The organism is Nocardia sp. NPDC051321 (assembly GCF_044455225.1).
Classification (GTDB): domain Bacteria; phylum Actinomycetota; class Actinomycetes; order Mycobacteriales; family Mycobacteriaceae; genus Nocardia.
Genome location: NZ_JBITEM010000008.1, coordinates 334869 through 355494, shown reverse-complemented (window position 1 = coordinate 355494; position 20626 = coordinate 334869). Strand labels below are relative to the sequence as shown.

The window sequence follows — 20626 nt, the reverse complement described above, 5'->3', positions numbered from 1 at the left end:
CCGCTACTCGGCGCCGGCCAGCAGCGCGAAATGATCGCCGACAGCGTCGAGCACGTCGTGTCGGCACTGGCCGAGATAGAAATGGCCGCCGGGGAATTCGCGCATGGCGAAGCTGTCGTTCGTATGCGCCTGCCACGCAGCGGCATCGGCGTGGTCGGTGGCCGGGTCGTCGCGGCCGAGCAGTGCGGTGATCGGCACCGAAACCGCGGTATCCGGTGCACAGCGGTAGGCCGCCATCGCCTGATAGTCGTCGCGCAGCGCGGACAGGCTGAGCCGCAACACATCCGGGTCGGCGAACAACGCGTCGACGGTGCCGCCCATCAGCCGCAGCTCCTCGATCAGCTCGTCGTCGCTCGCACCCGCGCTGAACAGCAGCCGGCGCGGGCGCGACGGCGCATTGCTGCCGGAGGCGAAAAGCCGGGTGACCAAGCCTGGTTCGGCGATCTCGAGCAGCCGGGTGACCTCGAAACCGACGATCGCCCCCATGCTGTGGCCGAGGATCACGCTGGGTTTGTCGTCCAGGGTCGTCAGTGCCCCGGCGACCTCGCGCGCCATCGCCACGATATCGGTGGCCGCCGGTTCGGCCTGCCGCCACTGCCTGCCGGGATACTGGATCGCGACGATCTCGACCTCCGGTGGCGCGGCCACCGACAGCGGCATCGCGGAACCGGCCGAACCCCCGGCGTGCGGGAAGTACAGCACCCGATATCGTGCGTCCGGTTTCCGATGGAAGACGGTGGTCCATCCGTTGTCACGCATCACGCTGTCCCTTCTGCGCCGGTCGGCTGGCTACGCAGGTGATCGACCAGATCCTGCGGGGTCGGGAAGTCGAAGATCAGCGTCGCGGGCAGTGGCACGCCGGTGGCCTGCGATACCTTGTCGCGCAACTCGATGGCGCCGAGGGAGTCGAGGCCCAGTTCCCGGAATTGTGACCCTGGTTCGATCGCGTCCGGCGCTCGCATGCCGAGCACCTCGGCCGCGGCGGTACGGACCAGCCGGAGTAGCCCATCCGCCGAGTCACTCTGGGCAGCAACGAATTTCGCCTCGGCCACGGTAACTTCCGGTGCCGCGATGGGTGGGGCGATCACGCTGGTGTCCGACGCGACCAGGGCGCCGGTGCCGCGGGCGACCGCACGATCGAACAAGCGCACCAGGAGGTCCTCGGCGATCGCCTCGCCGGATGGTTCCCAGGTGATCGCAACGCCCGGTTGGGATCGCGTATTACGCAGTTGGGCAAGGCCGTCCAGGTAACCGTTCACGGCCGCATGGACGGCAGGCCCCGGGCTGGACGTGGCAATGACGAACGCCGACAGGTCGAGCGGCTTCGTCAATTCGTCCAAGTGCGCCGCCGCAAGCGCCTTCGATTGCCAGGCGCTGTCGAAACCCACTGTTGACGAGTCTGTTTCGATGCCATTCGCGCCGACCGTGTGCACGATGCCACCGAGCCGGATGCCATCCCGATCGAGCTCGGCCAGCAGCCTCGCCACCGCCGACCGGCTACCCAGATCACCGCTGCGAGTGATGATTCGGGCGCCTTGCGCGCGCAGTTCCTGGACCAGATCCGGGTCGGCGTCGCCGACGAGCACGAGGGTTCGCACCCCGTGCGCGCCGATGAGATGGCGCGCGATCGACGGCGCGCCCGGCCCGTCGGTGAGCAGCACCGCTCGATCGGCTCGCCAATCCCGCATGCGCAGTACCAGTTTGCCGATATGCCGCGCCTCGGCCATGTGGCGGAACACCTGCGGCGCCTCGGTGACATGCCGGACCGTGGTCGGAATCGGCGTGAGGACCCCGGCGTCGAACAGGTCGATCAGTTCGTCGAGCACGGCACGGACACCGTCTGGTCCCGGGTCGCGAATGTCGAATTGCGCGTAGGTGACACCGTCGTAGCGGGCGGCGACCTCCCTCGGGTCACGGGCGTCTGTCTTACCCATGTCCAGGAACCGGCCACCAGGGGCAAGCAGGCGCAGCGAGGCGTCTGTCAACGGACCGGCCAGGGAGTTCAGCACCACGTCGACGGCCGGATGCCCAGGTGAGTTCGCCCGGAACCGGTCCTCGAAGCCGCCGTCCCTGGACGAGGCGATGTGATCGTCGGGTATCTGCCATGCGCGCAGGGTTTCCCACTTGCCCGGACTCGCCGTGGCGTAGACGTCCGCACCCAGATGACGAGCCACCTGGATGGCCGCCATCCCGACGGCTCCGGTGGCGGTGTGCACCAGGACGCGCTCCCCCGCGGTCAGCGCGGCCAGCCTGTGCAGGCCGTAGTAGGCGGTGAGGAAGGCGATCGGCACCGAGGCGGCCTCGGCGAACGACCAGCCGTCGGGTACCCGGGTCAGCAGCCGGTGATCGCCGACCGCAACCGGGCTCATCACATCGAACAGGCCCATCACCCGATCGCCGACGCGAAGCCGGTCCACCTCCGCCCCGATCGCCAGGACCACGCCGGCTCCCTCGACGTTCTGCACGACCGAATCCGCCGGCGTGCCCGCGCGCGGCGAGACCACACCCAGGGTGGTCAGCACGTCGCGGAAGTTCAATCCGACGGTGTGCACGGCGACCCGAACCTCGTCGGGTCGCAATCGGCGGCCTGATGACGGTGCGACGACCGGACGGATGTTATCCGGGGATCCGACACCGGCATAGTCGAGCCGCCAGTACGGATCCGACGGAATCTCCAGTGCCGCACCGGAATAGTCGACAAGCTCAGCGCGGTAGGACTGCCCGTCGCGCAGGATCAGCTCAGGTTCCGTGCTGCCGACAGCCGCGGCGAGCGCACCCGCCGAGGCCGCGCCACCGTCCTCGTCGACCAGCGCCAGCCGCCCGTGCTCGCCGCGCAGTGCCCGAATCAGACCCCATGCCGCGCGGGCCGCGGGCACCACCCTGGTTGCGCCGGTACCGGTCGCCAGCGCGTCGCGGGTGAGGACGATGATGCGGCAGTGGGCCAATTCCGGTGCGGCGAGCACCTGCTCGACCTGCTCGCGCAGATCGGTGAGCAGCTCCGTCACCGCCCGGCCGTCGACGGCGTACGGCACCACGATGCGGTCGGGCAGGCCGCGGCCATTGTCGCCGAGTGCCGAGAGCAGCCCGGTCACGTCGGCGTGGATTTCGGCCCGCAGCGCTTCGCCGAGCCTGGCGACCGCGTCACCGCCGGATTTGGTGATCACCACGGCCCGCGGCGGGCTGCCGGGGTCGGCGCTCGCCGCGACGGGTGTGCAGGCCCACTCGCGCAGCGCGGCCGTCGCCGGTCGGCCAGGTAGTCCGGCCGCGGGCGCGAGAACCAGCGAATCGATCGTCGCCACAATGGAATTCGTGTGGTCACGCAATTCCAGCCGGTAGTCGTCGGGCCCGCGCCGCGCGATCCGGACGCGGATCTTCCCGGTGACGCGGGCATACCGGTGATAGCCGGTCCACACGAATGGCAGCCGGACCACACCGGCGCTGGCCGACCAGATCACCTCGGCGGCCTCGATAGCGTGCAGCGCGGCATCCAACAGGGCCGGATGCAGTCCGTACGAATCCGGCGGCCAGAGTCCAGGCAGTTCGACCTCGGCACAGATGTCGGTGCCGCTGCGCCACATCGCGGCGACGGCCCGCAGCTCCGCACCGTAGGCCAGGCCGTGCGCGGCGAGCCCGCGATAGATGTCGTCGCGGCTTACCGGAACCGAATCCGGTTGCCACGCGGCGTCGGCGTCGGGCGGCGGTGTGGCGACGGCGGCCAGGGTGCCGCTCGCGTGCCGCACCCAGTCGGCATCCGACTTCGCGTAGATGGCAATGGCTTTCGTGGCATCGCCGTGCACGACGACCCGCAGTGGCACGGTCTCGCTCGGCGAAATCGGCAGCGGCCGTTCGATGGCAAGCTCGGCCACCCCGTGGCAGCAGGTCGCGGTGGCGGCATGGTCGGCCAGGTCCACATACACCGAGCCGGGCAGGATCACCCGTCCCCCGACCACGTGGGCGGACAGCCACGGGTGATCCCGCAGCGATACCTCGCCGGTCCAGACGATCCGATCGGTGTCGGGAACATCAACGGCGGCACCGAGAATCGGATGCCGGCGCGGACCACGCGCGGGCGCGGAGCCGGGCTCCAGCCAGTATCGACTGCCCTGGAATGGATAGGTCGGCAACGGAATTCGCCGCCCGTGCCAGCCTGCGACCACCTGCTGCCAATCGATAGCGATCCCGGCGATATGCGCGTGCGCGATCGCGGCGAGCAGTGTGCGGGCCTGCGGTCGGTCGCGACGTTGCAACGGCACAATGACCGCGTCGTGATCCCGCAATGCGGCCGTGGCCAACCCGGACAGGGTGCCGTCCGGCCCGATCTCGACGAATCCGGTGGCGCCGGCCGCCTCGGCCGCGCGGATGCCCGCGCCGAACAGCACCGGCTCCCGCAGCTGCCGCACCCAGTACCCAGCATCCATCGGCTCGGCGCCGCCGACCACCCGGCCGGTGACATTGGAGATGATCCGCAGCTGCGGCGGTTGATAAGTCAGGCCCGCGGCGACGCGTTCGAAGTCGCCGACAACGGGATCCATCAGCGCGGAGTGGAAAGCGTGACTCACGTCGAGCGTCGAGGTCTGGAAACCCTGCTCCCCCAACCGCTGTGCGATATCGGCGACCACATCGGCCGCGCCGGAGATGACGATGGACCGGTCCCCGTTGACGGCCGCGATATCGGCCCGGTCGGCCGCCTCGGCCAAAGCCTGTTGCACGACGGCCATTCCAGCCCGGACCGACACCATGGCGCCGGACCCAGGCGCAGCTCCCATCAGCTTGCCGCGCGCCGCGACCAGTGTCGCAGCGTCCTCGAGGGTCAGCACGCCGGCCACGTGGGCGGCCACCAGTTCCCCGATCGAGTGGCCGATGACCGTGTCCGGTCGCAGCCCCCATGCGTGCCCAAGGCTATAGAGCGCGACCTCGAGGGCGAACAGTGCGGGCTGCGCGTAGGCGGTATCGCGCAGCAGCTTCGCCGCGGCCGAATCCTTCTCGGCGAAGACAATATCCGCGAGGCGATGGTCCAAGTGCGGGTCGAATGCCGCACAGGCCAGGTCGAACGCCTCGGCGAAGGCGGGGAACTCCGCGTAGAGTTCCGCGCCCATCCCTGGTCGTTGCGTGCCCTGCCCGGCGAACATGACGGTTACCGCGGTGCGCCGGTTGCCGCGAATCGGCGGTTCACCGGCGCCGTGTTCGCTCAGCGCAGCCAGTTGCTCGACGAGTTCGGCGCGGTCGGCGGCGGTGAGCGCCACTCGATGGGGGAAGTGGGTCCGGGCCGTCGCCAATGTCGTTGCCACATCGGCCATGTCGATGTCCGGTCGCGCGCCGAGCAGGTCGCGCAACCGCCGGGCCTGGTCCCGCAACGCCGAATCTGTTTTGGCGGACAACAATATCGGCAGCGGAACCGACGGCCGTTGGCCATCCGCGCGCGGGACGTCGGCGTGCGGCGCCTGCTCGATGAGCACGTGCGCGTTGGTGCCGGAAATGCCGAACGACGAGACCGCGGCCCGGCGCACCCGTTCCGCGCCGGTCCAGGCCACCGGTTCGGTGAGCAGCCGCACCGGCGCGGCCGCCCAGTCCACCTGCGGGGTCGGCGCGCCGACGTGCAAGGTCTTGGGCAGCAGTCGATGCCGCAGTGCCAGCACCATTTTGATGACGCCACCGACCCCGGCCGCCGCCTGCGCGTGCCCGATATTGGATTTCAGCGAGCCGAGCCACAGCGGCCGGTCCCGGTCGCGCCCGTAGGCGGCCTGTAGGGCTTGCGCCTCGATCGGGTCACCGAGTCGGGTGCCGGTGCCGTGCGCTTCCACGACGTCAACGTCGGCGGCGCGTAGTCCGCCCGACGTGAGTGCCTGTGCGATGACGCGCTGCTGCGACAGCCCGTTCGGTGCGGTCAGGCCGTTGCTCGCGCCATCCTGATTGATCGCCGAGCCCCGCAGCACGGCAAGCACCGGGTGTCCGAAACGCTGTGCCCGCGAGAGCTTTTCGACTAGCAGGAGGCCGACGCCTTCGCCCCACCCGGTACCGTCGGCGTCGGCGGCGAAGGCCCGGCATCGGCCGTCGGCCGCCAAACCCTGCTGCCGGGAGAACTCGGCGAACAGACCCGGCGACGACATGATCGTCACGCCGCCGGCCATGGCCAGCGAGCATTCGCCCGACCGCAGCGCCTGGGCGGCCAGATGCAGCGCCACCAGCGAGGAGGAGCATGCCGTATCCACGGTGATCGCCGGGCCCTCCAAGCCGAGCGAATAGGCGACTCGGCCCGAAAGCACACTCCCGGACGTGCCGGTCAACAGATATCCGGCGGACTCCCGGGTCGGTTCGTGCAGGCGCGGCCCGTAATCGCTGGCGACCGCGCCGATGAACACACCGGTCTGCGTCCCGCGCAATGTCTCCGGCACGATGTCGGCACGTTCCAGCACCTCCCACGCCGTTTCCAGGACGAGACGCTGCTGCGGGTCCATGGCCGCCGCTTCGCGCGGTGACACACCGAAGAACGCCGCGTCGAACCGGTCGACCCCGTCGACGAAACCGCCTTGCCGCGCCGAACTCGAGCCGATTCCGTCATCGAAGAGGGTGCTCAGGTCCCAGCCTCGATCGGCCGGGAATTCCCCGACCGCGTCGACCCCGTCGGCCACCAGCCGCCACAGATCCTCCGGCGAGCGCACGCCACCCGGGTAGCGGCAGGCCATCGCGACAATCACGATCGGATCCTCGGATGGCGGCGTATTCTCCTGAGCTGCCGCTGATTCCGTCGCCGTGACCGGCGCGTCGCCGATCAGCGACAGCAGGTGTTCGCTCAACCCGGCCGGAGTCGGGTAGTCGAACACCACCGTCGACGACAGCCGCAGACCGGTCACCGAGGCCAGTCGATTGCGCAACTCCACCGCCATCAGTGAACCGAAGCCCGAGTCCCGGAACGACACCGCCGGGTCGGCCAGCTCGCCACCCGCCACGGTCGCGGCCTCGGCGAGTACCGCCCGCTGCACCACCGCCGCGCGCCGGTCGGCCGGGTGCTCCAGGACGCGGCGCACCCATGCGGAGTTGTCGGCGCCGACGCCACCTCGGTGCCGCGCGGAACGTCGGACCAGCCCGGCGAAGATCGGCCGTAGCGCTCGGCGCTGCCGCAGCGCCGCGAGATCGAACCGAGCCGCGACCACCGCCGGTAGCTCGGCCGCCGCGGCGGCATCGAAGAGGTCGAGCCCGTCCTGCGGGCTGAGCGGCAGCCATCCGGCGCGGGCCAGCCTGCGCAGATCCGCCTCGCCGAGCCCGGCGACCATTCCGTCGTCGACCCCCCACACGCCCCACGCGGCGGAACCGGCGGGCAGGCCGAGGTGGCGACGGTGCTGTGCCAGCGCGTCGAGGAAGGTATTGGCCGCCGCGTAATTCGCCTGACCGGCATTGCCGAGGGTGGCGGCGATCGACGAGAACAGGATGAACGCGCGCAGCGGCAGATCCCTGGTGAGTTCGTGCAGGTTCCAGGCGGCGGTCACCTTCGGCCGCAGGACGTCGTCGAGCAGCTCTGGCGTCAGTCGCTGCACCGTCGCGTCCCGCAGCACGCCTGCCGCGTGCACGACCGCGCCGAGCGGACCGCGCGCACCCACCTCGGACAGCAACCGCGCCAACGCGTTCCGGTCCGCCACATCGCAGGCGTGCACCTCGGCCGTCGCGCCGAGCTCCGCGAGTTCGGCGACCACCCGGTCGGCATGCGGGCTGTCCGGCCCGCCACGCCCGACCAGGATCAGCCGACGCACGCCGTGGCGCCGGGCGAGGTGCTTGGCGACAAGCACGCCGAGCGCACCCAAGCCGCCGGTGATGAGGACACTGGTATCGCGGTCGAACGGTGGCGTGCGATCCGCGGTGGGCTGATATCGGCCCAATCGTGGTACCAGAACCTGGTTTTCGCGAACTGCGAGTTCAGGCTCGCCGCTGTCGATGGCCCTGGCGAGCGCGGCCCCGGTGCTGGATTCGTCCACGTCGAGCAGGACGAAGCGGTCGGGGTGCTCCGATTGCGCGGACCGAACAAGTCCCCACAGCGGCGCTCGCCGGAGGTCGAGGGGTTCATCGACCACGCCGACAGCCCGGCTGGTCAGCAACATCAGCTGGCTTTGCGCGAACCGTTGGTCGGCCAGAAACTGCTGAATCGTGCGAAGGGCGGTGTGCAATTGCGCCCTGGTGTCCGCGGGAAGCGTTGCGGTCGACATCTTTTCGGGCAACTCGGCGCTGACCAGCGACATCAGCACGGTCCGCGGCACCCGTATCGCACCGGCGTCGATCAGATCGCCAAGGGCGGCCAGGTCCGCGACGGTCGTGACATCGGCCAGCTCCGCAAGACCCACCGGGTCGCCGACGACGACGATATCGCGCAGCGCAGTTCCCGGCGCCGTCGGCAGCGTTTCCCAGCCGACTCGGAAAAGGTTGCGCCGCACGACCTCCGCCGAGCGAGCAGCGGGCTGGGCGGGCAGTGGCCGCAGGGTCAGCTCGTCGCCGGTGACCACCGGACGACCCTGCTCGTCCCATACCGCGACCGACACCATGTCGTCGCGGGCGAACGTAAGACGAGCACGCAGCGTGGTCGACGCCGTCGCGGCCACCCGCACCCCGGACCAATTGAAGGGCAGGCATATTCGCCCGGCCGAGGTCGCGGCGTCCAACGCGGCCACCTGAATCGCCGCATCGAGCAAGGCCGGATGCACGTCGTAGCCCCGTGTTTCGACACCCTCGGGCAGCGCGAGCGACAGATAAACCGTGCGCTCCGCCCGCCAAACACCCCGGATTCCTTGAAAGGCCGGGCCGTACGCGTAGCCGAGATCTGCCAGCGCGTCGTAGATATCCTCGACAGCGACCGGCTGCCCGGCCGGTGGCCACACCTCGGGCGCAGGGTCAGGCGTGTTCGTATCCTGGTGCGACAGTTGACCTATCGCATTCGTTCGCCATGCCTCGCCGACGCCCGACTCCTTCGTGGCGGACCGGGTATGCACGGTCAGCGCACGCCTGCCGCCCTCGTCGGGCGCCGCGACCATGACTTGCAGTTCCAGCGGACCGTCGAACACCGCCGATGCCTGGAGAGTAAGTTCGTCGACGCCCGCGTACCCGATGGCGGTCGCCGCATGCGTGGCCGCGGCCAGGAAAAGCGTCCCCGGCAGCAGCACCGTCTCATCCACGACGTGATCGCGAAGCCACGGCTGGCCATCGACCTCGATGGTGCCGCCCCAAATGAATTCATCGCGCCCGGCGGGCGCGGTGTGGGATGGCAACAGCGGATGGCCCTGCGCCCGCTGGCTCGGCTCGTTGAGCCAGAACCGTTGCCGCTGAAACGGATACGTGGGCAGCTCGACGTGCGGCACCGTGGCCGCCGGAATCTCCACCGCGTCGGCGCTGCTGAGCGCGGCGTAGAAATCGTCGAGCCCGGCCCGCCCCCGATGCGCGGTCGCAACGGTACCGACTCGGCTCCCCGGCACGGTTTCGGCGGTCTGCTCGACGGTGACGGTCAGCACCGGATGGGCGCCGATCTCGATGAACCGGCTGTGCCCGTCCACGACCAGTTCGCGCACCGCCGCCGCCCACCGCACCGGCCTGCGCAGGTTACGCCACCAGTACTCGGCCGTCAGCCGGGTGGTATCGATGCGCTCGCCGACCACCGACGAGTAGAACGGGATCGCCGACGGACGGGGAGTCACGCCCGCCAACGCCGCGAGTAGGTCGTCGCGCGCGACATCGAGATGCGGGGAGTGCGCCGCGCAATTGATCGCCACCGTCCTGGCGCTCACCCCCTCGGCGCGCCATCGCGCGACCAACTCCGCCACCATCGAGCGTGGACCCGACACGACGGTCTGTGTCGGGCTGTTCAGACAACCGACCGACACCTCCGGGTAGTCGGCCAACCGCTGACGCACCTGATCCTCGGGCAACGGCACCGTCCCCATGGTTCCGTCGACGCTGCCCATGGCCTTTGCCATCGCCGCGCTGACCGCCGCCGCGTCGGCCAAGGTCAGCGCGCCCGCGATATGCGCCGCCACGATCTCGCCGATCGAATGACCGGCCACCGCATCGGGTTGCACGCCGTGCGCCTGCCACATGCGCGCCAGAGCGACCATGACCGCGAACATCAGCGGCTGCACGATCTCGTCGCGCTCGAAGTCCTCGATCTGCCCGTGCCGCAGCATGTCCAGCACGTCCCAGTCGAGGTGGGCGCCGAGCGCGTCCGCGCACTCTCGCACGCATCGCGCGAAAATCGGTGCGGTCGAGTACAACTCGCGCCCCATGCCGACCCACTGCGAGCCGTGGCCGGGAAACACGAAGACCGTCCGCGCCAGCGCACCCGACAGATCGCGGTGCACCGCTGCCCAATCGATGGATCGGCCCGCGCGGTACGCGTGGCCGAGCGTTTCGTAGCTGTCCGCGAGCGTGTCCCGATCCCGGTGCATCGTGGCCAGCGAGGCTACCCGGATATCGGGCACGGTTTCGGCGATCTGCTCGACCGCGATGGTCAGCACCGGATGCGGGCTCGTCTCGATGAAGGTGCGATGCCCGGAGGCAAGCAGCCCACGGACGGTCGCGTCCAGTTGAACCGGCTCGCGCAGATTCCGCCACCAGTACTCCGCCGTCAGCTCGGTGGTGTCGATCGCCTTGCCGTACACCGAGGAATGGAACGCCACCGTCGACGGCATCGGCGTCACCTGAGCCAACGCGCTCAGCAGTTCGTCGCGAATACCGTCCACGTGCGGGCAGTGCGAGGCGTAGTCCACCGCAATAGCTTTGGCGTGCACACCCGCGTCCTGCCAGTGCCCGATCAGCTCCTCGACGGTAGCCCGATCTCCCGAAACAACCGTCTGCAGTGGGCTGTTCACGCACGCGACGTACACGCCGGGGTGGCCGGCGAGCGCCGCGCGCACCTGCTCGTGCGGCAGCGGCACCGACCCCATGGTCCCGGTGCCGGACAGACTGGTCAGCGCCTTGGCCCGCACCGCACTGACGAACGCCGCATCGGCCAAGCTCAAGGCGCCCGCGATATGCGCGGCGGCGATCTCGCCCTGCGAATGCCCGATCACCGCGTCCGGTTGCACCCCGTACGCCTGCCACCAGCGCGCCAGGCTCACCATGACCGCGAACAGGATCGGCTGCACGAGCTCGACGCGGGCCAGCTCGTCGGCTTGCTCACGTTCCAGCACCTCGACCACGTCGCAGCCGATATGGGGGCGCAACGCGTCCGCGCACGCCCGCAGGTGACTCGCGAAAACTGGTGAGGCGGCGGCCAATCGGCGGCCCATCTGCTGCCATTGCGCGCCCTGGCCCGGAAAGACGAAGACCGTGCGGCCGTTCTCCTCGGCCGCGCCGGTCAGTACGCGTGGATCGGTATCTCCGTCGGCCAGCACGCGAAGCAGCTCGCGCGGGTCCTCGGTATCGGTGATGACCGCGCGATGCGCGAAGTGCGTCCGGGTGGTCGCCAAAGCCGTTGCCACCTCGGCGGTGTCGATATCCGGCCGGTTCGCCAGCAGAGCGCGCACCTGCTGTGCCTGATCCCGTAGAGCCGCTTCTGTTTTCGCCGACACAAGCAGCGGCAGCCGCGCCCGTGCCGTGGCAGCCTTGGCGACTGGCGCTTGTGCCACGATGGCGTGCGCGTTGGTGCCGGACACCCCGAACGAGGACACCCCGGCCAGCCGCGGCCGCTCTTGCCGTGGCCAGGCGACCGGTTCGGTCAGCAGGCGAATCGCGCCGGACGCCCAATCCACGTGCGGCGTCGGCTCGTTCACGTGCAGGGTCGGCGGTAACAGCTCGTGGCGCAGCGCCAGCACCATCTTGATGACCCCGCCGACACCGGCGGCCGCCTGGGCATGCCCGATATTGGATTTCAGCGACCCGAGCCACAGTGGCCGCTCCCGTTCCCGTCCGTAGGTGGCCAGCAGTGCTTCGGCCTCGATCGGGTCGCCCAGTGTGGTCCCGGTGCCGTGCGCCTCGACGGCGTCCACCTCCGCCGCGGTCACGCCGCCCGACCGAAGGGCCTGCTGGATGAGGCGCCGCTGAGCCGGGCCGCTCGGCGCGGTGAGCCCGTTGCTCGCGCCGTCTTGATTGATCGCCGACCCGCGCAGCACCGCGAGCACCGGATGCCCGGCCCGCACCGCGTCCGACAGTCGTTCCAGCAGCACGACACCGGCCCCTTCGCCGAGGCCGAAACCGTCGGCCGCCGCCGCGAACGCCCGGCAGCGGCCGTCCGCCGACAGTGCGCCGAGCCGGGAGAATTCGGTGAACATGCCCGCCGACGACATCACCGTCACCCCACCGGCGACCGCCAGTTCGCAGTCCCCCGTCTGCAATGCGCGACGGGCGGTGTGGATGGCAACCAGCGAGGACGAGCACGCGGTATCCAGCGTGACCGCGGGCCCCTCGAAACCGAAGGTATAGGCCACCCGCCCCGACAGCACGCTGGCGGTATTGCCGGTGAACGCGTATCCGCCCGACTCCCCCGCCGCCATCCAGCGTGGCCCGTACTCCTGGGCCATCGCGCCGACGAACACCCCGGTTCGACTGCCGCGCAACGACGTCGGATCGACACCGGCACGCTCGAAGGTCTCCCACACGCACTCGAGCACCAACCGCTGCTGCGGATCCATGGCCAGCGCCTCGCGCGGTGTCAGGCCGAAGAACCCCGCGTCGAAGCGATCGGCCTCGGACAGGAAACCGGCCGCCCGCTGCTGACTCGTCCCCGCGCCGCCCGACTCGTCGAACAGGGTCGTGAGGTTCCAGCCCCGATTGTCCGGAAACTCCGACACCGCGTCGACGCCCTCGATCACCAAGCGCCACAAATCCTCCGGCGACCGGACCCCGCCCGGATACCGGCACGCCATCGCCACGATCGCGACCGGTTCATCGCTCATCGGCGGGTCCGCCGTTTCGGCCGCCGCCACCGCGGCGCCCTGCGCGGCCAGGTGTGCACTCAGTGCGGCGGGCGTCGGGTGATCGAACACCACCGCGACCGGTAGCCGCACGCCGGTGGCCGCGACCAGCCGGTTGCGCAGCCGCGTCGCCATCAGTGAATCGATGCCCAAGTCCGCGAAGGTGGCCGACGCGTCGAACGCGCCGTCCAGCAGCGCGGCGACCTCGGCCAGCACCGCCTCGCGTAACTCGGCCGCCCGTACGACGTCAGTCACCCGATCTCCTCGACTTCCTTGCGTTCCTTGTGATTTCCCGCTCAGCATGTGACATCGAGCCGGGCCAGGCCGCGGGTCACCAGGCCGTCCTTCCACCGCACCGACCCGGCTCCTTCGGCCAGCCGCAGCCCCGGAAACCGTTGCCACAGCCTGGGCAGGGCGATTCTCAGCTGCAATCGGGCCAGCGGAGCACCGAGACAGTGATGCACGCCGTGTCCGAAGGTGAGGTGCTGGGCCGGGCGCCGCCCGCCGACCGGGTCCGGCTCGGCGAACACGCTGTCGTCGTGGTTGCAGTGCAGCAGCGACACGATCACCGCCTCACCCGCGCGAATCACCGTCTCCCCCAACGACACATCCTCGACAGCCACCCGAGGGAAGCTCACCGGCGTGGTCGGTGTGGTGCGGATCAACTCCTCGATGGTCTTCTCGTCCAACGCGTCCCGGGCCGCCCCGCCGGACAGCAGCGCGAGCACCGACATGCTCAGCTGACCCGCGGTGGTCTCGTATCCGGCCATCAGCAGCGCGAGGCCGAAGTTGATCAGTTCGGCCTGCGACAGCGTGCCGCCGTCATTGGCGCGGATCAGCACGCTCAGGAAATCGTCCTTCGGTTCCCTGCGCTTCCGGCTGATCAGTGCGGACATGTAGTCGACCAGAATCAATTCGTGTCTGGCGCGGTGGATTTCGCCGTCGGGAACCGGGTCGGCCACGCCGAACAGCGCGACGACCGAGTCCTCGAAGCGCGGGCGATCCGCGGCGGGCACCCCGAGCAGCGCACCGAGGGTGGCCACCGGCAGCGGTGCGGTGTACCCGGAAACCAGGTCGGCCGGGCGCGCACCGGCCGCGACCGCATCCAGCAGTTCGGCGGCGGTCCGCTCGATGAACGGGGCAAGATCGGCCACCCGCTTGGCGGTGAAGGCGGACGCGGCGATCCGGCGCAGTCTGGCGTGCTCGGCGCCGTCCATGCTCATGATCGAATTCGGCGACGGATTGACCGCCTGCCATTTCGGCGCCTCCGGCCGCGCCGCCGCGGCCCGGCTGAACCGCTTGTCGGACAAAACCATTCGGCCGAGCGCGTACTCGGTGACCAACCACATGTGCGCACCGCCGGTCACCGGCACCCGCAGCGCCGGCCGAGGCGAGGTCGGATCGAGGAACGCGGGCAGCGGGCCGAGGCCGAGCCGGGACGCGACGATGGACATGGATCAGCTCCCGAGATCGATGGCGACGAGTTCCTGACCTACCCGTCGACTCAGCATGGATTCGGCGATCTCGCCACTGCGCACGGCGATATTGGACAGCAATGACGCCGACAACCCGTGGGATTGTTCGGTGCCGCCCTGGAGATAGATCCCGCCGGGCAGCTCGAGATCGCCGATCAGCCGGTAGTCCCGGCCGACCCGATAGCTGCCGTCGCCGTCGCGATGCAGCTGACCGTCCAGCTCGCGCAGCAGCCCCGACGGTTGCATCGGCCGGTAACCGGTCGCGCAGACCAGCAGATCGGCATCGAGTCCGCGGGTCGTGTCGTCGAGCAGCGACCGCACCGAAAGCCGGGCACCGACGCCATTGCGCTGGATGCCGGAGACCCTCGACAACCGCAGAAACCGCAGCCGCTCCGCATGGCTGACCTCGTCGTCGTAGGCGCGCCGGAACAGATCCCTGATCACGTCGTCGTCGACCACCGAATAGTTGGTATTGCGGTGGTACCGCCAGAACACGTCCCGCGACTCGTCGGTGCCGAAGTAGTAATCATCGACCGCGTTCGGATCGAACACCTGATTCGCGAACGGCGTGCTGTCGGCGATCGAGTATCCGTAGGACGGGATGACGGCGTAGACGTCGGCGTCCGGCAGCGCGTCGTAGAGGTATCGAGTGATCTCGGCCGCGCTCTGCCCGGCCCCCGCCACCACTACCCGCCGCAGGTCCCGAGGATCGCAGCTGTCGAAACGCTCGATGAATTCCGAACTGTGCCAGACTCGTTGGCCGCGTTCGATCCCCGGCGGCATGGCAGGCACCAGCCCGGTCGAGATAACCACGTTGCGGGCATTCACCACTCGGTATTCCTCGCGATCACGGACCACCACCTCGAGGTGCCCGGCGCGCTGATCGCCCGCGGGTAGCCGCACCGCGGTGACGTCCACCCCATAGGTGACGCGGTCGGCCACCATCGCCGCGGCCCACTCCAGATAGTCGTGGAACTCACGGCGGGTCGGATAGAAATCCTGATTGTTCACGAATTGCGCAAGCCTGCCCTTCGCATGCAGATAGGAAACGAAGCTGAACCGCGAGGTCGGATTGCGAAACGTGGCAAGGTCTTTGAGAAACGAAACCTGCATCTTCGTCGATGGCAGCAGCATGTTCCGGTGCCAGCCGAATGCGGGCTTACGTTCGAAAAAGGCGACGGTGGCCGGGGTTGCCGGTGCCGCGCAACGCTGTTCTTCCAGCGCGATGGCCAGCGCAAGGCCGGACGGGCCGAAACCGATGCCGACCGTATCGTAGGTCTCCGACGATGGGGGGCCGATAGGAATTCCCCCGGATATTCCAGACAACAAGTGCTCAACCAACTCTCGAATAGATGGCCGCCGAGCCGAAACGGTATCGCGACTGATAAACGTATTGCCACGCTAAGCTCGCCCCAGAATTCATTCAAGGCCCAGGCGCGTGATCGGTGTCGTCGGTCGAATTACGTCCTGTGGACAGGACATCCGCGTCGCCGAGCACCAGATCCCTTGCGCAGCGCCGGCACGTTTTGCGCCCCCGAGCGGCGGGTACGCCTAGACGTAGTTTGCCAGTCGGACGCGCGGCACGACCCATCGTCGGCGGCGTCCGGCTCTTGGTGACCTCTTTACCCGTCGGGGTGCGAGCAGGACTGTCAGCGAGTTCTGAGGCAAGCTAGTGGTGTTCGTTGGCGAGTGACGCACCAGACGGTCGAGGGGAGTTCGGCTTGAGTTCCAAGGCATCGAGTTCTAAGACGTTGGCCGAAATCGCCGGTGACGTGGGCATGACCATCGCGGATGTGGCGGTCCTTGCCGGGCTCGATGAAAGCACCGTGAGTCGATTGTGGACCGAACCCAAGTGGCTCGATCGCATCAGGGGGCGCACGTTGCAGGCCATCATCGGCGTGGTGCCCGGCGTCGCGGAACTACTGGTCGACTACGCGCTCACCCGGCGACGGCGCGAGCTGATCGACAGCCTCGCGCAGGAGGGCCTTCAGGTCCGCGAGGACACCTTCCGCTATCTGGTCGCCATGGAACACCTGCCGGAGCAGTGGGTCAGCAGCGTGCTGGAGGCCGCCCTCTACATCATGCGCGGTGACGATCGCAATGCCGCCGCGTGCCTGGCCCGATTCTGGGGCCGGGAGCAGGACCAGGCTCTCGGTTTCATCTGGAATACCGACGCGAACATCAGCCTCATAGTCGATGCCAATCCGCTACTCGGGAAATCGTCGGAGATGTCCGAGCGATTGGCCGAGCGCGGCAATTCCTTTCACGCTATAATCGCGCACGCGACGTTCGTCCACCATAGCGCCAAGGCCACCGGGGTCTTGATGCGTGATTTCGAATCCAAAACGCTGGACCGGCGATCCGTCATGCCTTATCGTAGCGGGGTGATGGGCTGGATCATCCAAACCGGAGATACCGACGAGGCACTACGCTACAGCAAAGATGTCGAACAGAACACTTTGTTATCCATACTCGAATCATGGGCATTCCCCACCTACACCCGAGATGCGCCGGTGACCACCGATTTTTCGGTCCCCCGGTCGCTGCTGTTGCGAAATTTTGCGGACAGCCTCGTCCAGGAGATCGGCAATTCCAACGATGCCTATCTCCATTATCTGGTCAGTGTCGCGATCCCGCTCATGCTGCAGCGTGATCCGACATTGGGACTGCGTGCCGGAGAAATCCGGAACGAATTGCGAGGCCGTATGGAGGTAGGCAGTACGGTCGCCACCAAAAAGATGGCGCCCGCTCTGCTGAGTCAGCTGGAAACTGTGTGATATGGGCTGCCGACCGCGGAGCGAGATGGAAATAGGTACAGAAACCTTGGATGGTCGGAGTTACCGGCAGAATGCCGAATTCTGGACGCGAATCATGCGCGAGCGACGCGACCGATACCGAACCGATCTGACCGATCGCGCGGTGCTGTCGGCGGTGGGTGAGCGCAGCGGCCAACGGGTGCTCGACGCGGGGTGTGGCGAAGGCTATTTGTCCCGCATACTCGATGGCGGTAATGCACGGGTCGTCGGCATCGACGCGTGCGCCGAACTGGTCGAGGCGGCACGCGGCGCGGCCGACCAAGAGGGTCGCGACATCGTTTACCACCACGGAAGCGTGGCGGCGTTACCGCTGGACAACGCGACTTTCGACTGCGTTGTCTGCAATCACCTCGTCAATGATCTGCCCGATCCGGCACCGGCGTTCGAAGAATTCGGGCGCGTGCTCAAGCCCGGTGGCAGGCTTGTCGTGCTGATGTTGCACCCCTGCTTTTATCGGACGCCGACAGACGACGAGACAACCGGCGAATCGGTGTCCGATCAATACTTCGCGGTCCGTTCTTTTACCCAGAACTTCCGGGTAGCTGGTGAATCCTCGCCCGCACAGGTCACGGTCTGGATGCGTCCGCTGGAAAGTTATCTGGCCGCATTGACCGAGGCCAACTTCGCCGTGACCGCGATAAAGGAGCCGCGGCCTGCACCCGAGCAGGTAGCCGCCGATCCCTGGTGGCGGGATAATTTTCGTCGACCGACCTTCCTGCTGTTGGTCGCCGAGCGAAAGCCAGGGTAAACACACCGGCCGGGCGTGGCCGCGAGAAGCATGGGAGTTCGATAAGGATGACAAGTAGCCGCACGCTACCGACGATCGAACGCAAGGGTATCGAATCGACAGCCGACGATGAGCGCTCCGGTATACCGCGTCATCATTTCTGGCTCTGGGCAGCGGCCAACCTGAATCCTTTCGTCATCTCCTCCGGACTGCTCGTGCTCACGCTCGGCCTCTCCTGGAAAAACGCCCTCATCGCGATCGTCGTCGGCACCGCGATCGGCTATCCGCTCGTGGGATTTGTCGCGCTTGCCGGTCTCCGGGGCGGGGCGCCGACGATGACCCTCAGCCGCGCGACTTTCGGCTACAGCGGCAACAAGCTGCCCACCCTGGTGGCGTACCTGGCTTGCATCGGCTGGGAGGCCATCGCCTTGTTCCTCGCGGCGACGGCGACCAGAACACTTGCCAGCCGGGTCATTCCGGAGGCGAGCGACACCACCTTGCTCGTGCTCGGCCTCGTATTGCCCGGTGCCGCAACGATAGTGATCGCCGTCTACGGCTATCACCTCGTGATTCGTGCCCAGAAGTGGATAACGCTCGCCATCACGATCGCGATCATCGGCTACTGCTGCCTTGTCATACCGAAAGTCGGTCTGCCCCACCACATGCCGTCGGACGGCGGCAGACCGCTGCTGGCCGGAGTCACCTTCGTCATCGCCGCGGGCGGATTGGCGTGGGTGATGACCGGCGCCGACTACAGTCGCTATCTCCCGGCCAGGGCCGACCCGCGCGGCGTGGTCGGCTGGACCACGCTCGGCGGCGCCATAGCGCCGATCGTGTTGATGTTCTTCGGAGTATTCGCCGGCGTTGCCAGACCGGATCTCGCCTCCCGGGCCGCCGTAGACCCGATCGGGGCACTCGTGCTGCCGCTGCCGACCTGGTTCTTCGTTCCGTTTCTGCTCACCACCATCCTCGGACTCATCGGCAGCGGCGTCGTCAATCTCTACTCGTCGGGTCTCAACCTGCTCACCCTCGGCATCAAAGTGTCCCGTCCGGCGGCCATCGCGGTCGACTCGACGCTGATCGTCCTCGCCAGCAGCTATCTCATCTTCCTGTCGCCGGGCTTCTTCGCCAGCTTCGAATCCTTCCTCACCGTCCTCGGCATCCCGCTCGCCGCATGGTGTGCCATCTTCCTGGTCGACTTCTACCGGCGGCACCGAACCGGCTACCAGCTCACCGCCCTCTACCCCGCCACCGGCAATCGTGCGGGAAACAACCCCGCCGCCCTCGCCGCGATGCTGCTCGCCACCGTCATCGGCATTGTCATGGACGCCTCCGGTCATCTCGCCTCCGCCATCGGCGCTGTCCCCACCGAGCAGGCCTGGTTCGAAGCCTTCGCGTCGATGAAGCCGGGACTGCCCGCCGCCTTCATCGTCGGCGGCCTCCTCTACGACCTTTTTCTGCCTCGGCAAACCCGGCGTCTACTGTCTCCGGCCGGGAATGCACTGGACCGCTGACTCAGGTGATCACACCCAGTTCGTGGCGGGCGACGCCGACGGCGGGGCCAGGGTCAGTCGCGATGACTCGGTGCAGCAGTTCGGAATAGATGTCGCGAAAGTCGACGGTGGTCTTCAGATCGCCGTTGTCGAGATCGGTGAGGCTGGGTTCGTCCCCGTACCAGCCGCCTTTGACGGGGGCGCCCGCGACGAACACCGGACCGGCAGTGCCGTGGTCGGTGCCTTGGGAGGCGTTGGCGCGGACGCGGCGGCCGAATTCGCTGTAGGCCAGGACAACCACGTCGCGGCCTCGCGGGTGTCCGGACATGTCGGTGAGGAACGCCGATACGGCTTGGTCGAATCGGCCGAGCAGTTGTTGCTGGGTTCGGCGTTCGTCAGCATGGGTGTCGAAGCCACCCATGCTGACCGAGTAGACCTGCGTCGGTACGCCCGCCTTGACGCACCGTCCGACGAGTTCGAGTTGGGCGGCCAGCGGATTGGTGCCGGGCGCGGCCGGTTTCGTGCCCAGCCACGAGAATGTCTGTGTCACAGTCTGTTCGGCGTGATAGCCGGCGCAGACCTGCGCTTGGGCCGGACTGTCGTGCGGGTCGGTGGCGGCGAGTCCGGCCAGGGCCGTGGACAATTCGGGTGTCAGCGGCGTCGTGGTTGGATCGAGCGCCGCCGCCGTATGCTTCTCCCCCAGTACCAGCTGCGGCAGTACCGGGCCGATGTTGACGGCACGCACCGGATCGTCGCCGGTGGCGTCGAGCCAGCGGCCGATCCAGCCGGTCGCGACGGGGCTGTCGGGCGACGCTGTCTGCCAGATGTCCATCGACCGGAAGTGGCTGTGGTCGGGATGGGGGTATCCGACGCCGCGGATGATCGCGAGGTTCTGTTTGTTCCACAACTCGGCGAAGCCCTTCATGGCCGGATTCAGTCCGAGCTGTCCATCGAGGTGCAGCACGTCCTGCGGCTGGTACGACAATTCCGGCCGCGCGTCGTGATAGGCGTTGTCGGCGTACGGAATCACGGTATTGATGCCGTCGTTGCCGCCGTACATCGTCACCAGGACCAGAATCCCGGCGCCGGTCGCCAGCGGCGAGGTCGCCGCCTTTCGGTGCAGTTCGTCCCAGCTGATCACCGACCCACCGGCCAGGCCGAGTGCACCGAGTACGCTGCTGCCGACGAGGAACCGTCGGCGAGTGAATTGTGGCATGGTTGGGTGACTTTC

At 68.1% G+C, this 20626-nt stretch carries 8 protein-coding genes; 3 read left to right on the top strand and 5 right to left on the bottom strand.

Annotation, left to right across the window (positions count from 1 at the left end):
- Window positions 1-3 precede the first annotated feature (3 nt).
- The 4 genes from ACIA8C_RS21370 to ACIA8C_RS21355 are packed head-to-tail and all read right to left on the bottom strand — an operon-like array spanning window position 4 to window position 15685.
- Window positions 4-759 (bottom strand): thioesterase II family protein, encoded by a 756-nt coding sequence (locus tag ACIA8C_RS21370; RefSeq protein WP_397137210.1) that lies wholly within the window; start codon window positions 757-759, stop codon window positions 4-6.
- On the bottom strand, window positions 759-13139 hold the full coding sequence (locus ACIA8C_RS21365) for an SDR family NAD(P)-dependent oxidoreductase (protein WP_397137208.1): 12381 nt from the start codon (window positions 13137-13139) through the stop codon (window positions 759-761). Before ACIA8C_RS21365 ends, ACIA8C_RS21370 begins: the two co-directional genes overlap by 1 nt.
- 41 nt (window positions 13140-13180) lie before the next feature.
- Window positions 13181-14338 carry a cytochrome P450 gene (locus tag ACIA8C_RS21360; protein ID WP_397137206.1) on the bottom strand — a complete coding sequence of 386 codons (1158 nt, stop codon included), beginning with the start codon at window positions 14336-14338 and terminating at the stop codon, window positions 13181-13183.
- A 3-nt stretch (window positions 14339-14341) separates the two neighbouring features.
- Window positions 14342-15685 (bottom strand): lysine N(6)-hydroxylase/L-ornithine N(5)-oxygenase family protein, encoded by a 1344-nt coding sequence (locus tag ACIA8C_RS21355; protein WP_397137204.1) that lies wholly within the window; start codon window positions 15683-15685, stop codon window positions 14342-14344.
- Between the two features lie 395 nt (window positions 15686-16080).
- Between ACIA8C_RS21355 and ACIA8C_RS21350 the strand changes: the two genes are divergently transcribed.
- The 3 genes from ACIA8C_RS21350 to ACIA8C_RS21340 all read left to right on the top strand — a co-directional run bounded on the left by ACIA8C_RS21350 (window position 16081) and on the right by ACIA8C_RS21340 (window position 19416).
- Entirely contained in the window at window positions 16081-17136 is a 1056-nt protein-coding gene (locus tag ACIA8C_RS21350) for a helix-turn-helix domain-containing protein (RefSeq protein WP_397137202.1), read from the top strand.
- Between the two features lie 94 nt (window positions 17137-17230).
- Window positions 17231-17923, top strand: coding sequence for a class I SAM-dependent methyltransferase (locus ACIA8C_RS21345; protein ID WP_397137200.1), 693 nt, complete (start codon window positions 17231-17233; stop codon window positions 17921-17923).
- 47 nt (window positions 17924-17970) lie between these two features.
- On the top strand, window positions 17971-19416 hold the full coding sequence (locus ACIA8C_RS21340) for a purine-cytosine permease family protein (protein WP_397137198.1): 1446 nt from the start codon (window positions 17971-17973) through the stop codon (window positions 19414-19416).
- A gap of 1 nt (window position 19417) precedes the next feature.
- Here the strand turns inward: ACIA8C_RS21340 and ACIA8C_RS21335 are convergent, their stop codons facing one another.
- Window positions 19418-20611 carry a DUF1501 domain-containing protein gene (locus ACIA8C_RS21335; RefSeq protein WP_397137196.1) on the bottom strand — a complete coding sequence of 398 codons (1194 nt, stop codon included), beginning with the start codon at window positions 20609-20611 and terminating at the stop codon, window positions 19418-19420.
- Between the last annotated feature and the right edge of the window lie 15 nt (window positions 20612-20626).